The organism is Neobacillus vireti, assembly GCF_001026695.1.
GTDB lineage: Bacteria > Bacillota > Bacilli > Bacillales > Cytobacillaceae > Neobacillus > Neobacillus vireti.
Window position 1 is genome coordinate 57,229 of the sequence record NZ_LDNB01000010.1, and the last position, 14,931, is coordinate 72,159.

Genomic DNA, 14,931 nt, shown 5'->3' on the forward strand with positions numbered 1-14,931 from the left:
ATTACATCATATCCTCTTCTTGGAATGATTTTGTTCTTTTAAATTGCCAAATCGCCACGGTGATAACAATCACAGATAAGAGCATCGTCAATGTTGCAGCCTTTGAATATTGCGCCGAAGTCATCGTTAGACGGTAAATCCATGAAATAAGGATATCTGTACCACCGGCGTTCTGCCCAGTTACTGCCGGGCCGCCGCCATTAAATAAGTAAATGATACTAAAGTTATTGAAGTTGAATGTGTATTGCGTAATGAGCACTGGTGCTGTTGCAAATAAGACCAATGGTAAGGTAATGTTTTTAAACTTTTGAAAGGTGGATGCACCATCAACAGTGGCAGCTTCATACAAATCTGCCGGAATCGATTGTAGGACACCGGTTGTCATCGCAAAGATGAACGGGAACCCTAGCCAAGTTTGAATACAGATTAACGCAATTCTCGTAAAAATAGGTTCGGTCATCCAAGGCAGGCCTTCAATCCCAAAGAAACCTAGGATATCTCTATTAATCGCACCAAAGGATTCATTAAACATCCCCGCAAATACTAGAATGGAGACGAATGCCGGTACAGCCCAAGGTAAAATAAACACAGTCCGCATTATTGCTTTTCCTTTTACATCCTTCTGATTGACAATAATCGCAAGGAAAATTCCCAGGGCCACCTGGAAAGTTGTCGCAACAAATGTCCAGACAAGTGTCCAAGCGAGTACCGCAAAAAAGGTGTTCCTCCACATGTCCACTTTAAAAATATCTACAAAGTTTTTAAAACCAACCCAATCAACCAGTTTTGCCGGCGGAGTATGGTAAAGATCATAGTTTGTAAACCCAAGTAAAATAACGAAAATAATCGGAAAAATAACGACAAACACTAATAGTAAGAATCCAGGTGACATGATTAAATAGGGAAAACCGTTATCAACAAGGTTTCGGTACTGTTCTTTAACGGTGCTGACGGGTTCATGGCTATCACGTTTTTTCCCCACTTTATAGGCATCACGTAAGTTAAACACGTAAAACCCAATTCCAAACACAAGGACAATGATAGCCAAAATCCCATACACTAAAAGGAAAATTGAATGATCCTCGAATGGAATTTCTCCTAATGTAACTAATCCCCATAAACCGATGTTTATTAAATCCATAAATACATAAATAAAAGCTGCACTTAAGACGAGAAAGGAGACTCCCTTTAAAATTTGCTTGTTATACAGTTGACCTATCCCAGGGATAATGGATAGAATCAATGCTTTCTTACGGTGGCTGGTTGGATAGGATACTACACTCGACATCCTACACTCCCCTTTCTTTTAAATAAAGAATTCTTTTAACTAGCTGGTGCTAGCACGTACATCTAAGCTTAGATGCTTTATCAAGAAAAAATTATTTTTCCCTCATAAAACAGCTAATATAACGTGAATAGAGAGCAGTACCTCATGGAGGTGAGGTACTGCCGACATGGAACTATTTAGTAGAAGCAATATTTGCTTTGATTTGTTCTACTGCCGAATCAAGAGCTGCTTTCGGTGCTGATTTTCCAGTTACAACCGTTTGAAGCGATTTAGCCATCGGATCCCAAACCTGGCCCATTTCAGGGATGTTTGGCATTGGCACAGCATATTGTGATTGCTCAGCTACTGCTTTTGCCCCTTCATTATCTTTAATTGCTGGGTCATCAAGTAATGCTACGTTTGTTGGAACTTCAGCTGTTTGTTCGAAACGATATTTAGAGTTTTCATCATTTGTAATAAACTCAACGAATTTGGTTGCCCATTCTTGATTCTTAGAATAAGCAGATACATGCCAGCCTTTAACGCCCATGAATGTTTTTACATGGTCACCGTTTGGAAGTGTTGGAAGTGCAGTAACTCCAATTTTAATGCCTGCATCTGTATATGGTTTAAATGCCCATGGTCCGTTCATAACAGAAGCCACTTTCCCTTCTGTGAAGAGACCATCTAGAGCAGACCCGCCATTTTCACCAATGATCCCTTTAGGGAATAATCCCTCTGTATACCATTTTTGAATATATTCAGTACCTTTGACAGCACCCTCATTATTTAAGCCAATATCTTTCGGATCATTGTTCTTAAAAACATAACCGCCCATACCGCCAATAACACCGTGAGCGAAATAGAAGTTATCCCAAAGTGCTAGGAAACCATATTTTTCACCCTTAGTGAAATCTTTGGCAAATTTATAAACATCATCCATTGTCTTTGGAGCTTCAGGCATTAAATCTTTATTATAAATAAAAACTGGTGTTTCTGAAGCTTTTGGAAGTCCGTATAATTTACCATCGTACGTTTCTGCATCAATCGAAGGTTGTGAAAATTGATCAGTAACCTTTTTGTCGACTTTGAGCTCAGCAATAAGACCTTCTGTTGCAACTTGCCCTACTTGGTCATGCGGTAAGGTTACAACATCTGGGCCTGTCCCGGCAGGACCGTCAAGGCGTAATTGATCACGCATTTTTGTAGCCATTTCTACTTCTTTGAATTCAATTTTAATGCCATTTTCTTTTTCAAAATCAGCCGCTACTTTTTTAAGCCAGCCAGATTTGTCTTTATCTTCCCATACAACAAGTTTATCCGGTTTTGCTACTGTTTCTTCCTTTTTGCCAGTGTCTGTCTTGTCTGTAGTATCCCGCTTTGGACCACATGCAGACAGAACACCAAGCATCAAGACAGCCATCATAAAGATTGCTAGTGCTTTTTTCATTTTTTCCCCTCCTGTTAAATGTAGGAATGATTTGTAGTTCTGCCCGCACCGCAAAACCTTTCTTTCAGCATAGCGCTTACATTTGCGAAATCGGTTGCACAACTTACTTTCATTATAATACCTATATTTAATTTTACAACTATTTTTTGTAAAATAATTTTATTATCCAGATGAAATGGAAATGCTAGCTTTGATTTAAATTTATATCATTTCTACTTATTTTTTAGTAAAATAGCCTTAAATATAATGTTTTAAGAAAGAGAGTTGACTAGCTTGTTTAAAGAAGCCATCTATCATCGACCAAAAGACAATTACGCATACGTTTGCACAAATGGTGAATTACATATTCAACTTCGCACTAAAAAGATAGATATTAAAAAGGTAACTCTTATCCATGGCGACCCCTATAATTGGGAACGGAAACATTGGAAAACCGACTCCATACCTATGAAAAAAAGCGGTTCTGATCAATATTTTGACTATTGGTTTGCTTCAGTAATCCCCCCTTTTAAAAGATTACGGTATGGTTTTCTCTTAAATGATGGAACAGAAACCGTTTGTTTTACAGAAAAAGGCTTTTACTCTGAGCCTCCAGTTGACGATACCGCTTATTACTTCTGTTTTCCATTTATGAACAAGGCAGACATTTTCCAGGCTCCCGAATGGGTAAAAAATACGGTATGGTACCAAATCTTCCCTGAGCGCTTTGCAAACGGAAATAAAGACATCGATCCTGATGAGGTACTTCCTTGGGGTAGTGAGGAACCGACTCCGACAAATTTTTTCGGTGGTGATATCGAGGGAATCCAGCAAAAGATACCTTACTTGAAGGATTTAGGAATTAGCGGCATTTACTTTACTCCAATCTTTAAAGCCTATTCCAACCATAAATACGATACGATTGATTATCTAGAGCTGGACCCGCAATTTGGAACCAAGGAAGTTCTTAAAGAATTTATCGATGCCTGTCATAAAAATGACATAAAGGTAATGCTTGATGCCGTGTTTAACCATAGCGGCTTCTATTTCCCTCAGTTTCAGGATGTGCTGAAAAACGGGGAAAATTCCGCATATAAAAATTGGTTCCATGTTCATGAGTTTCCATTAGTTACCGAGCCGCGTCCTAATTATGATACCTTTGCCTTTACACCGTTTATGCCAAAATTAAATACGGAGAATCCTGAAGTAAAGGAATATTTGCTTGAGGTCGGCCGCTACTGGGTTAGGGAGTTTGACATTGACGGCTGGCGTCTCGATGTGGCTAATGAAGTCGATCATGCATTTTGGCGTGAATTTCGCCGTGAAGTAAAGGCGATTAAACCTGAACTGTATATCCTCGGAGAAGTTTGGCACGATTCAATGCCATGGCTGCGTGGTGACCAATTTGATGCGGTCATGAATTATCCGTTTACAATGAATATCCTCAACCTGTTTGCCAAGCAAACGATTACAGCAAAGGAATTTGTTGAAAATATGACAAATGTGATTCATATGTATCCTAAGAATGTTAATGAAGTTGCCTTTAACCTTGTTGGCAGCCATGATACAGCAAGAATCTTGACAGAATGCGGCGAGGATTTGGCACGGGTAAAGCAGATTTTCACCCTGCTTCTGACCTTTATCGGAACACCATGTATTTATTATGGTGATGAAATTGCGATGACTGGCAGCATGGATCCTGGCTGCCGCAAATGCATGGAGTGGGACCCTGACAAACAAAATCAGGAGTTGCTTAGCCATATTCAAAAATTAATTCGGTTACGAGGTGAAAATCCATTATTAGCGAATGATGGTGAGCTAAGCTTCATTTCACCTGGGGAGCATGATACATGTCTGGCCTACACCAAGTCCAATGGTAAGCAAACAATTTGCGTTATTTTGAATACAAACAGTGAAGCGGCTGCATATACGGTTCCATTTGATTTAAACGGTAAAGCCGTCAAAAACCTGTGGGAGAATGAAGAGATAGCGTTTTCTGGTCCTGAGTTGACGATTCAATTACAAGGATATGGCTTTGCTATTTTGGTATATTAACAAAAAGGACAGGGAGCTCCTATTGAGCATCCTTGTCCTTTTTGCTTAGTTTTTAGTTATTTTTTAACACAATGGACTCGTATGGACGGAGATTGCTTTGACTGCCTGCTTCATAGTTCGCAAGGACAACGTTATATTCAGCTAGCTTTATTCTAAGCTCAGCATCCTCAATGATTACTTCATCTTCACTAAAATTGCACAGTACAAGGAGGACTTCATCGCTCCACTTTCGTTCGTAGGCAAACAATTTAGGATGATCCTTTAGCAGCAATTGAAAATCACCTTCTATAACAATATCCATTTCTTTTCTAAGAGCAATCAATTTTTGATAAAAATAAAAGATGGATTCCGAATCCGCCAATGCATTTTTTACATTAATTTCTTTGTATCTAGGGTTGACCTTGATCCACGGGGTTCCAGACGTGAAGCCGCCATGTTCGGAATCATCCCATTGCATCGGCGTTCTAGCATTGTCTCGGCCTTTTACATAAATCGAAGCCATGATTTCCTCATGCGGATAGCCTAACGCTTTTCTTTCGTTATACATATTAATGGTTTCGATATCGCGATAATCTTCAAGGGATTCAAACTTAACATTGGTCATTCCGATTTCTTCCCCTTGATAAATATATGGTGTCCCTTGCATAAAATGAAGGCACGATGCTAACATTTTCGCCGATTCCACTCGGTACTCACCATCATTACCAAATCGGGAAACAATCCGCGGCTGGTCATGATTATTCCAATACAGGCTATTCCAGCCTTTGTTATGTAACGCCGTCTGCCACTTCGTAAGATTTTCCTTCAAATCGACTAAATTCAACGGTTTTAAATTCCATTTTCCGCCCGGAGCACTGTCTAAGTCCATATGCTCAAACGTAAAAATCATGTTGACTTCTTTCCGGTCAGGGTCCGTGTATTTTTTAGCATCCTCTGGGGTCGCACCTGGCATTTCGCCAACGGTCATGATGGGGTAGTTAGACAAAACCTCATGGTTCATTTCTTGTAAAAATTCATGGATTCTCGGTCCATTCATATAGTATTGCCCGCCATCGCCATATAATTGACCAACGCTCTGCTCGCCGTCCGGCAGGTCCGCCTGCTTCGATATCATATTAATGACATCCATCCGGAAACCGTCAATTCCTTTATCGAGCCAGAACTTCATCATCTGGTACACTTCTTCCCGGAGCTTCGGATTTTCCCAGTTGAGGTCAGGCTGTTTTTTTGAAAATAAATGTAAAAAGTATTCATTGGTTGTTTCGTCATATTGCCACGCCGAGCCGCTGAACACAGAACCCCAATTATTCGGTTCTTTTCCGTCTTTTCCTTTACGCCAAAAATAATAGTCGCGATATGGATTGTCTTTTGATTTTTTCGACTGAACAAACCACTCATGTTCATCAGAAGTATGGTTCACCACTAAATCCATGACGAGTCTCATTTCACGTTTATGCAACTCTGCTAACATCCGGTCAAAATCAGCCATTGTCCCAAACTCGTTCATAATGGCTTGGTAGTTACGGATATCATAGCCATTATCATCATTCGGCGAATCGTAAATTGGACTAAGCCAAATCACGTCAACTCCTAATAATTTCAAATAATCCAGTTTCTCAATAATACCTTGGATATCACCGATTCCGTCTCCATTCGAATCCTTGAAGCTACGGGGGTAAATCTGGTATACTACACTCTTTTTCCACCATTGGTCATTGGTCTTCACTTTGCTTACCTCCTCACTGTAAACAAACACACTATAACATAAAGATGCAGCAAAACTGAAAAAATCCTCATCCAATAAAAGCTGGATGAGGATTTTTGTTATTTTATTCGCTATCCGCTGTATTCACCATAATTCCAGCTACTTGGGTCAAACGGTCATAAAAGGCAAGTCCCGCCGGATTTTGGTCGAGGCCAATTTCCGCGAAGGCCTCTCTCATGCAGCGAAGCCAGCACTGTGCTCTTCTCGGCGTCACTTCGAACGGCAGATGCCGCTCCCTCATGGCCGGCGGTCCGAATTCTTGGCTGTAAAGGGCCGGGCCTCCTAAAAATTGCGGCAGGAACATCCGCTGCTTCCGCTTTATCTCGTCCATATCCCCTTCAAATAATGGGGCCAGCTCAGGATCATCATATACACGCGGATAAAAAGCATTGACTAATTTATCAATCGTTTCTTGTCCGCCTATTGCGCTATAAAGTGATTTAAAATTATATTCCAATTTCTTCACCATCCACTAGTAATTTTCCCCTGTTACCGATAATTATATTGATAAACCGGATGGATTTTCGTGATTTAAATCACACTAAGGCAGAGTTTACATAAGTTTCCTCTGGGTGCACTCAATTTCTGTCGTCATTTTGATGATTATTGTATTCTAAAAAAATGGAGAGGGGAAGTGTTTTACGGTGCAACTAATTCTACTTTAATCCGATCCGGGTCTTCGAAATAAACAGCGTAATGAGAATCGCCGCCAGCATAAGGATGCTTATCTTGATAGAGGATCCCTACTCCCTTCACTTTTAACTTTTCGGTGATATCATCAACCTGTTGCGTCGAATTTGCATGGAATGCCAGATGGTTTAAACCTACTCTGCAGCGATGGTAAGGGACATCCATAAACCGATCCTGTGCTTGGACAAAAACAAGATAGGTATCACGATACATCCAACTAATGCCCGAGTCCCATTTCTGATATTGTTCATATCCTAATTCCGTTAAAAACCACTCCCAGAACTCAATCGTTTTAGTAAGATTGGAAACATAAATTTCAAGATGGTGGAGCATGTTTTGTTCCTCCATTTCTTCAGTATTCAAGATCAACCTAATATTTAAAGCGGAATACATATCTCACATTTTATAAAATTTTGAAATATATTATCGTCCAATTTTACCACGATATGACATTATTTGAACATTACCGGTAATTTTTTCTCAAATTTTCATGTCAAATGGTTATCAACAATGCTCATTGGCGGTAATTATTTTTTTGAAAAATAAGAGTATTTAAATTATAATTTAATAGAATAGATTTGTTTGAGATGGGAGAGAGTTTGATGACGAAAATTCAAAATGTGGGGCAAATTGGAGTACCCGTGAAGGATATTGATAGAGCGATTGCCTTTTATAAGGATATACTAGCGCTGCCATTGCTATTTAGTATGGAGACAATGGCTTTTTTCGAGTGTAATGGTCTCCGCCTTCTGCTAAGCCTTCCTGAACAGGAGCAATTTGTTCACCCTAGTTCGGTTATCTACTTTCAAGTAGCAGATATTAAGGAAAGCTATCAAGGATTAGTTGAAAAAGGCGCCGTCTTTATCGACGAACCACACATTGTCGCAAAAATGGGGCAAACAGAAACATGGATGACGTTCTTCAAAGATACAGAAAATAACACCCATGCACTAATGAGCGAAGTACAAAGTTAATGCTGCAAAGGAAGCCGTCCAGGATGGCTTCCTTTATTTTTGGAAAAAAATCCAATTGACTCGTGCTTTTATTTATATTAGTATATTAGTTTGCAAGCATCTTTCATTTAACGTGGTTCGAGATCCTCCCACGAAAAAAAACTAAGGAGAAATGAATATGGAAAAAACAACTAACACAGTATCACAACCAATTGGTGCCAAAACAGGTATTGGTTCTGGTGAAACTGCTGCAGCCGGCAAGGCGCATAACAAAGTGCATGGGGTTGTTGTGGGCGGAATTGTTGCCGCTTTATACATTGCTGTTTCAGCCTTAATTCAGCCGTTTGGCTTTACTCAAGTCCAGTTCCGTGTCTCGGAAATGTTCAATCATCTGATCGTTTTTAATAAAAAGTACATTTATGGAATCGTTCTTGGTGTATTTTTGACGAATTTACTCTTTTCACCAATGAAGGCCTATGACCTGATTTTCGGTGTAGGCCAGTCGGTGATTGCCTTATTGATTGCGATTGGATGTGCCCGCTTTATCAAAGGCATCTGGGCACGAATGATCGTCAACACCATAGTCTTCACGGTTACAATGTTCTTTATTGCCCTTGAACTGCATTTAGCATTTGGGTTGCCTTTCATGTTCACATGGTTGACAACAGCCGTTGGTGAATTTGCCGTGATGGCCGTCGGGATGCCGATTATATATGCTATTAACAAACGCGTTCATTTTGAAAAAATGATCTAATCATAATAAGAGTTGCTGCTAAAACTGAATAAAGCAGCAACTCTTTTTGTTGTGAACTAGTTGACCATTCTTTTTATCTTTTGGATTTCATCCCCATCTATTTGATTGCGAAAATCCCTATTTATTCTTACGGCCGAGCCAAAATGGTATTCCGAGGCTTGAAGCTGTTTATGTATATATTCGATATTATTGGAAGAGAGACCTGAACCCGGCATGATAATTGGCTGATCAAGAATTTTCTTTGACTCCGCTAACATCTTGTTTAATGGGTCAAGTCCTTCAAGGACCGTTGGTTTTCCACCTGAAGTTAAAATACGTTCTACATAATAAGGCGAGTTGCAAAGGGACTTATACGCCGCTAAAGCATCCGTTTGATCAATGGCACGATGAAAGGTTATGGATAGGCCTTGGGCCTCTTCTAAAACCATGTCAAGAATCTCAAAATCTACTGTATGCTTTTCGGTTAACCCTCCAAAAACAATCCCGGCGGCACCTAACTCTTTAATTATTTTAATATCTTCTTTAATAGCCTCCCATTCATTCTTATGGTATTCAAATGAATAGCTATGAGGACGAACCATAACCATTACAGGAATTTCCACACTCTTTACGACAGTTTTAATCGTTCCGTAACTAGGAGTCAGACCGCCTTCGGCGATTGCGGAAACCAACTCAAGACGGTCCCCCCCATTGGCTTCAGCCGTTTTTGCATCTTCTTGATTTAAGACAATAATTTCTATTTTGCTCATTTTTCAATCCTCCTTAATAGGAAAATATTTGTAAAATGTTTCTGTTTGTGTCCGCGTAACGCAGCCGTTTTTTTCAAAAACTCTTTCCATTTTCTTATTTGCGATATGGGTACTCCCTATGTAGTAGGTTGCCCCCATTTCCTTTAGTGCCCATAACGAATGAAGATGTAGGGAAGTACTTAAACCTTTCCCTCTTGCTTCAGGTAAAAGTCCAAAATAAAACAATCTCCCCTCATCCATTGTGCCCGGCTCGATATGAGGGATGGAAATTCCAATCGGGTTATTTTGTAAATAATATACGTGGCATGATTTTCCCCAGTCTTCCCCTAATTCACTTTTAACCGACATTATGTGCTGGTCCATTGTTAAAGTTGATGGTTTATTATCAGAGCCGGACATACATCTTTCCCAGAGGTGTTTAAATTCTGATTCTGAAAAGCTTTGATCTGCTAGTGCAGCATAGGTAAACGGTGTTTCCCCTTTATCAAGGTTCGTTAAATCCTTGTAAACTTCAACTCTTGAGGAAAAATGTTCAAACCCGTTTCTTTGGAACAAATCTGATAGGTAGTTAAAGTCTTCTGATGTTTTATCTAACGAAACACCTATACGCTTCAGCCCCCAATACGAGCACAGATTAATTAACATGGAGAGCTCTTGCTCAGAAATCAGGTCTGTTGGTTTTTCTTTTTGTTCAATTGTAATGTAGGCAGGGAAGCCATTTAATATTTTAAAGGTATTACACACTAAACTCTCAATTAATAATATTTTGGACATAGCACTCAACCTTTCCCCATTTTAATCACTATTAAGAATAATTTTAATAAAAATTGAGATACGAATACAAATTCAAAGATTGGAAATGATTAGATTATTTTTTGATTATTATGAGTATTGTGGTAGGATAAATTTGTTATCGTTTTATCGAGATATTAGAAGGGAGAGGAAGAATGTTACAACGTCCATTAGAAAATGAATATCCTGCGTATTATGTACCTTATGTGAAGCTAGTTCCTGAAGGTTATCTGGTATCGATTCTGAAAGAGAATCTGGTTAACACGGAAGCCCTTTTGGAGAGTTTATCTGAGGATGACAGTCATTTCCGTTACGCCTCTGGTAAATGGAGTATCAAAGAAGTACTTGGTCATATGTCCGACACTGAAAGAATCATGAGTTACCGCCTGCTGCGAATTGGACGCGGTGACCAGACACCCCTAGCAGGATTTAACGAGAACGATTATATTGCTGGTTCTCAATTCGACCAACTTCCGATAAAAATCATCCTTGAAGACTTTGCAGCAACACGAAATGCAACCATCACGTTAATTCAGAACATGCCGGATGAGGCCTGGGCCAAAAGAGGCATTGCAAACGAAACCGATATCACCAGCCAAGCCATCGCCTACATCATCGCAGGCCATGCCATCCACCATCTGAAAATCATTCATGAACGATACCTGCCAGAATTGAAATAAACCATTTGATTACAGAGCAAATGGTGTTAGTTAAATGATGTCATTTAAATGGTGTCTTTTCAAGGATGTCTTTTAAATGGTGTCAGGCACCGCTCGTGGACAAATGTCCGCCTGGGGTGGACACCATCGTTTTTTTCGGTTTAGCAAGAAATCAAACTTGCGAACGTTAGTTCTGTTATTTATAATGGAAATATCGGTAATAATATGTAGTGGGCTGCTTTCAATGACAACTATATAATGCCTGGCTATCAACCTATCGATACAAAAAACTCAAGGAGCTGATTTTTAATGACGGTACGATTAATTCCCTATTTAGTGATGGACGGAAATGCAAAGGAAGCGATTCATTTTTACAAAGAAGCATTGAATGCTGAGGTCCTCTTTCTTCAATCTTTCGGCGAAATGCCGGAAAACCCGGAATTCCCTCTACCTGCGGAAGCAAAGGACCGTGTGAGTCACGGGACAATAAAAGTGGGTGAAACAGAGTTAATGCTTTCTGATACATTCCCTGGCCAGCCACATCAAAGCGGAACACAAGTTACAATTTGTATTACAACTGACGATGCTACAATCGCTCATAAGTTTTTTGATGCGTTAAAGGATGGCGGTCAAGTGGGCATGCCACTCCAAGAAACCTTCTTTAGCCCGGCTTACGGCAATGTAACAGACAAGTTCGGAATTTCCTTTCAAATTTTCACTGAAGGTCGACAATAAATTTAGATCAAAACAAAACAGCTCTGTTCGCATTGATTGCGACAGAGCTGTTTTGTTTTTCTAGACAAATTCTTTCACAAATTGTAATCAAACTCTACAATCTATAGTTTGATATAAAATTTAAAAATTCTTTTTGCTTGGAATGATTATATTTCATAACGGCATAAGTGTTTGCATCGGGCATTGGGATCGAATGACAATCGACCTCTAGTAATCTCCCTTCTAATAATTCTCTCCTGACCGTTGAAGTCGGTAGGAATGATACCCCCAACCCCTCAACAATAAACCTTTTCGTAATATGGACTTGCGAAACTTTCATCATTCTTATACTTGGATATTTAATTTTCACTACTCTGCAAAGATATTCCCAATAACCAGGATGATTGTGGGTTAATAGATAGTTGGTTGTTAATACTTCTTCTTCATCTAACGGGGGAGCTGATTCAGCATCCCTCCCATCATGCTGGGCAACCAATATGACTTTATCTTTATACAAAAGCTCACTAATCAAACTTGGATGACTACTGTTTAAGCAAGACAGCCCTAAATCTACCTCCTCCTTTAAGACCGCCTGCTCAATGTCAACAGATTCAATAATTTTGACTGATATCTCCACTTCTGGGTACTGCTTTGTATAGCTCTTTAGAACGTAGGGTAAGATGGTATCTGCGATAAGGGGTGAGATACCAAGTGATAATTTCCTTGTGTATCCTTGACTATAGGAAGATAAATCCTCAAGACCATGTTGATAAACCTCCAGCAATCTAGTTGCATGAACTAAATATCTTTTCCCCGCCTCCGTCAGTTTTATTTTTTTCCCTTCGCGATGAAACAATTGAGTCCCCAATTCTTTTTCCAGTTGTTTAATATGAACCGTTACGGAAGGCTGTGAAATATATAGGATTTCTGCTGTTCTGCGAAAATTGCCACAATCTGCCGCCGTAATAAAGGTGTTTATCCATTGAAATTCCATATTTTTCTCCTTATTAAAAATTTTAATTAATTACTTCTAAAATATTCAATATTCTTAATTATTCTTTTCCTATAAAATAACACTAAATAAGGAAGGGAGCGATTTTTATGATTCAGAAAGGGTTGAAAGGAATTGTTGCGACGGAAACATTAATCAGCCATATTGATGGCGAAAATGGCCAGCTGTTTTATCGGGGGTATGAAATCCGGGAGATTACGAAAAGATTTTCTTTTGAAGAAGTTGCGTATCTTCTTTGGTTCGGCCACTTACCTGATGAGACACAGTTAAGTGTGCTAAAAGACGAGTTGAAAGCTAATCGTGATTTACCCGAATATGTAAAGGCAATCATCGACCAATTCCCGCCCGCCATGGATTTAATGAGTGTTATTAGAACTGCTCTTTCAGCAGAGGGTGGTAATTTAGCTTATGGCTGGAAACCTAGTGTTTCACAGGCAATTCGGTTAACTGCTTTGGTCCCTACAATTATTGCCTATCGAGAAAGATTTTTAGCGGGAAGAAGTTTTTTTCCACCTCGAAGCGATTTAGATTTTGTTGAAAATTACTTGTATATGCTGGATGGAAACGTGCCTTTAGCTGCCGATATAGAGGCGCTCGAAACCTATATGATCCTAACCTTAGAACATGGAATGAACGCCTCTACTTTTTCTGCCAGGGTTACAGCATCCACTGAATCAGATTTAGTTTCGGCAATCACATCAGCAGTCGGGACAATGAAAGGTCCGCTTCATGGCGGTGCTCCTGCAGGAGTCATCGACCTACTGGATGAAATTGCGATGGTCGGAGATGCCGAAACGGTAATTAGAGAAAAGGTTTTGCGCGGGGAAAAATTAATGGGGTTTGGACACAGGGTGTATAAAACGCATGACCCGCGAGCAGTCGCACTAAAAGCAAAATTAATGGAGCTGGTTGGTGAGAATGAGTGGCTTGACCTAGCAATGACAGTAGAGGAAACGGCTGTTAAGTTATTAGCGGAGCTGAAGCCTGGTCGATTGCTTTATACAAATGTAGAGTTTTATGCTGCGGCCATCATGAAAGCAATCAATATGGATTCGGAACTTTTCACCCCTACCTTTACTGCAAGCAGAATGGTCGGATGGACGGCACACGTCCTAGAACAAGCAGAAAACAACACCATCTATAGACCACAATCTAAATATATTGGAACATACAATAAATCGTAGTGATGGTGTCAGGCACTAAAACTAACTAACCCCAACGCAGTTTTTGGCGTTGGGGCAGGTTTTTATCCCAATTTTGTTCGTGCCGCTGCTGGCTGATATTTTCTCATTGGGCCTTTTTCAAGTACTTCTTGAAGATAGAGGTTTCCGTTCGGACTTGTTTTTTTTAGCAGTTCCATTAAATATGTAATATCATCCAGTGCTCTATGTGTTTGGTAATTTGTGATGTTGTGTGCTTGTAAGAGAGTCAAGAGCTTACCATTTGGGAAACCATAGTTTTTCCACGGGATATTTCTCATCGTGCAATACCATTTTAAATCGTTGACCTCGGGATACATGTGATAAAGAAAGCTGCGATCAAAGGAAGCGTTGTGTGCAAACACAGTATCCGCGCGATGAAAATAAGTTTTTACTTTTACATCATAAAAGCTTTTTCCTCTTACTAACTCGTAAGGAATCCCGTGTACCCGATATGCTTGATCATAATTATTTCGGGCTGAGTTTGATAGCGGCTCCCGTAAAAAGGAATCTTCCTCAATTATTTCGATGATTTCCCCAGAATCGGATCGATAGGTAAATAACTTTAAAGCCAGTTCAATTACTTCATCTTTAGTAGGACCCAATCCGGTCGTTTCCACGTCCAAAAGCAAACCATATTTTTCTATGCTAGGCACCATTATCATTCCTTAATAGTTAGGTTTTCCACTATTATAACAAAGCTTACGCAACTAATACATCTCCTAAATATCCCTATCGATAACCAAATTGACTTAGTTTCCAACACCTGCTTGTAACAAATTGTTCAAATCATTTTTACAGATATGTGAACTATTGTGCAAACTCCCCAATTTTTAAAATTAATTTGTTATATTAACAGTGTACTTAATATATAAAACTTAATTACTAAGGAG

Annotated in this window: 15 protein-coding genes and 1 riboswitch; of the genes, 6 read left to right on the top strand and 9 right to left on the bottom strand. The window is 39.5% G+C overall.

The window, feature by feature from the left end; all coding sequences use genetic code 11:
- Position 1: 1 nt before the first annotated feature.
- On the bottom strand, positions 2-1,288 hold the full coding sequence (locus AA980_RS10890) for a carbohydrate ABC transporter permease (RefSeq protein WP_024026334.1): 1,287 nt from the start codon (positions 1,286-1,288) through the stop codon (positions 2-4).
- 172 nt (positions 1,289-1,460) lie between these two features.
- Entirely contained in the window at positions 1,461-2,717 is a 1,257-nt protein-coding gene (locus AA980_RS10895) for an extracellular solute-binding protein (RefSeq protein WP_047771570.1), read from the bottom strand.
- Between the two features lie 273 nt (positions 2,718-2,990).
- On the opposite strand from AA980_RS10895, the gene AA980_RS10900 reads away from it, so the two are divergent.
- The gene (locus AA980_RS10900; protein ID WP_024026332.1) at positions 2,991-4,751 is read left to right on the top strand and encodes an alpha-glycosidase; all 1,761 of its coding nucleotides are present in this window, start codon (positions 2,991-2,993) and stop codon (positions 4,749-4,751) included.
- 52 nt (positions 4,752-4,803) lie between these two features.
- Here the strand turns inward: AA980_RS10900 and AA980_RS10905 are convergent, their stop codons facing one another.
- The 3 genes from AA980_RS10905 to AA980_RS10915 form a co-directional block, all read right to left on the bottom strand.
- Entirely contained in the window at positions 4,804-6,477 is a 1,674-nt protein-coding gene (locus AA980_RS10905; protein ID WP_024026331.1) for a glycoside hydrolase family 13 protein, read from the bottom strand.
- 103 nt (positions 6,478-6,580) lie between these two features.
- Entirely contained in the window at positions 6,581-6,985 is a 405-nt protein-coding gene (locus AA980_RS10910) for a globin domain-containing protein (protein WP_024026330.1), read from the bottom strand.
- A gap of 170 nt (positions 6,986-7,155) precedes the next feature.
- On the bottom strand, positions 7,156-7,539 hold the full coding sequence (locus tag AA980_RS10915) for a VOC family protein (protein WP_024026329.1): 384 nt from the start codon (positions 7,537-7,539) through the stop codon (positions 7,156-7,158).
- A gap of 269 nt (positions 7,540-7,808) precedes the next feature.
- Between AA980_RS10915 and AA980_RS10920 the strand changes: the two genes are divergently transcribed.
- Entirely contained in the window at positions 7,809-8,180 is a 372-nt protein-coding gene (locus AA980_RS10920; protein WP_024026328.1) for a VOC family protein, read from the top strand.
- A 106-nt stretch (positions 8,181-8,286) separates the two neighbouring features.
- Positions 8,287-8,331, top strand: a riboswitch (PreQ1 riboswitch).
- A gap of 6 nt (positions 8,332-8,337) precedes the next feature.
- Positions 8,338-8,913, top strand: coding sequence for a QueT transporter family protein (locus AA980_RS10925; RefSeq protein WP_024026327.1), 576 nt, complete (start codon positions 8,338-8,340; stop codon positions 8,911-8,913).
- 56 nt (positions 8,914-8,969) lie between these two features.
- Here the strand turns inward: AA980_RS10925 and AA980_RS10930 are convergent, their stop codons facing one another.
- Positions 8,970-9,662 carry a copper homeostasis protein CutC gene (locus tag AA980_RS10930; protein WP_024026326.1) on the bottom strand — a complete coding sequence of 231 codons (693 nt, stop codon included), beginning with the start codon at positions 9,660-9,662 and terminating at the stop codon, positions 8,970-8,972.
- Positions 9,663-9,665: 3 nt separating this feature from the next.
- Positions 9,666-10,436, bottom strand: a complete 771-nt coding sequence (locus AA980_RS10935; RefSeq protein WP_024026325.1) for a GNAT family N-acetyltransferase — start codon at positions 10,434-10,436, stop codon at positions 9,666-9,668.
- Between the two features lie 173 nt (positions 10,437-10,609).
- Here AA980_RS10935 and AA980_RS10940 point away from each other — a divergent pair, with 173 nt between their 5' ends.
- Positions 10,610-11,134, top strand: coding sequence for a DinB family protein (locus AA980_RS10940; RefSeq protein ID WP_024026324.1), 525 nt, complete (start codon positions 10,610-10,612; stop codon positions 11,132-11,134).
- Between the two features lie 288 nt (positions 11,135-11,422).
- The gene (locus AA980_RS10945) at positions 11,423-11,848 is read left to right on the top strand and encodes a VOC family protein (RefSeq protein ID WP_024026323.1); all 426 of its coding nucleotides are present in this window, start codon (positions 11,423-11,425) and stop codon (positions 11,846-11,848) included.
- Positions 11,849-11,942: 94 nt separating this feature from the next.
- Here AA980_RS10945 and AA980_RS10950 read toward each other — a convergent pair whose 3' ends face one another.
- Positions 11,943-12,821, bottom strand: coding sequence for a LysR family transcriptional regulator (locus tag AA980_RS10950; RefSeq protein ID WP_024026322.1), 879 nt, complete (start codon positions 12,819-12,821; stop codon positions 11,943-11,945).
- Positions 12,822-12,928: 107 nt separating this feature from the next.
- On the opposite strand from AA980_RS10950, the gene AA980_RS10955 reads away from it, so the two are divergent.
- Positions 12,929-14,023 (top strand): citrate synthase/methylcitrate synthase, encoded by a 1,095-nt coding sequence (locus AA980_RS10955; protein ID WP_024026321.1) that lies wholly within the window; start codon positions 12,929-12,931, stop codon positions 14,021-14,023.
- A 62-nt stretch (positions 14,024-14,085) separates the two neighbouring features.
- Here the strand turns inward: AA980_RS10955 and AA980_RS10960 are convergent, their stop codons facing one another.
- Positions 14,086-14,697 carry an exonuclease domain-containing protein gene (locus tag AA980_RS10960; RefSeq protein ID WP_235815098.1) on the bottom strand — a complete coding sequence of 204 codons (612 nt, stop codon included), beginning with the start codon at positions 14,695-14,697 and terminating at the stop codon, positions 14,086-14,088.
- Positions 14,698-14,931 lie beyond the last annotated feature (234 nt).

Excerpts from the sequence above, each read along its gene's own strand:
- AA980_RS10890 (WP_024026334.1), bottom strand. The coding sequence starts at position 1,288 with ATGTCGAGTGTAGTATCCTATCCAACCAGCCACCGTAAGAAAGCATTG.
- AA980_RS10935 (WP_024026325.1), bottom strand. The coding sequence starts at position 10,436 with ATGTCCAAAATATTATTAATTGAGAGTTTAGTGTGTAATACCTTTAAA.
- AA980_RS10915 (WP_024026329.1), bottom strand. The coding sequence starts at position 7,539 with ATGCTCCACCATCTTGAAATTTATGTTTCCAATCTTACTAAAACGATT.
- AA980_RS10895 (WP_047771570.1), bottom strand. The coding sequence starts at position 2,717 with ATGAAAAAAGCACTAGCAATCTTTATGATGGCTGTCTTGATGCTTGGT.
- AA980_RS10930 (WP_024026326.1), bottom strand. The coding sequence starts at position 9,662 with ATGAGCAAAATAGAAATTATTGTCTTAAATCAAGAAGATGCAAAAACG.
- AA980_RS10925 (WP_024026327.1), top strand. The coding sequence starts at position 8,338 with ATGGAAAAAACAACTAACACAGTATCACAACCAATTGGTGCCAAAACA.
- AA980_RS10950 (WP_024026322.1), bottom strand. The coding sequence starts at position 12,821 with ATGGAATTTCAATGGATAAACACCTTTATTACGGCGGCAGATTGTGGC.
- AA980_RS10960 (WP_235815098.1), bottom strand. The coding sequence starts at position 14,697 with ATGGTGCCTAGCATAGAAAAATATGGTTTGCTTTTGGACGTGGAAACG.
- AA980_RS10955 (WP_024026321.1), top strand. The coding sequence starts at position 12,929 with ATGATTCAGAAAGGGTTGAAAGGAATTGTTGCGACGGAAACATTAATC.
- AA980_RS10920 (WP_024026328.1), top strand. The coding sequence starts at position 7,809 with ATGACGAAAATTCAAAATGTGGGGCAAATTGGAGTACCCGTGAAGGAT.
- AA980_RS10940 (WP_024026324.1), top strand. The coding sequence starts at position 10,610 with ATGTTACAACGTCCATTAGAAAATGAATATCCTGCGTATTATGTACCT.
- AA980_RS10910 (WP_024026330.1), bottom strand. The coding sequence starts at position 6,985 with ATGGTGAAGAAATTGGAATATAATTTTAAATCACTTTATAGCGCAATA.
- AA980_RS10945 (WP_024026323.1), top strand. The coding sequence starts at position 11,423 with ATGACGGTACGATTAATTCCCTATTTAGTGATGGACGGAAATGCAAAG.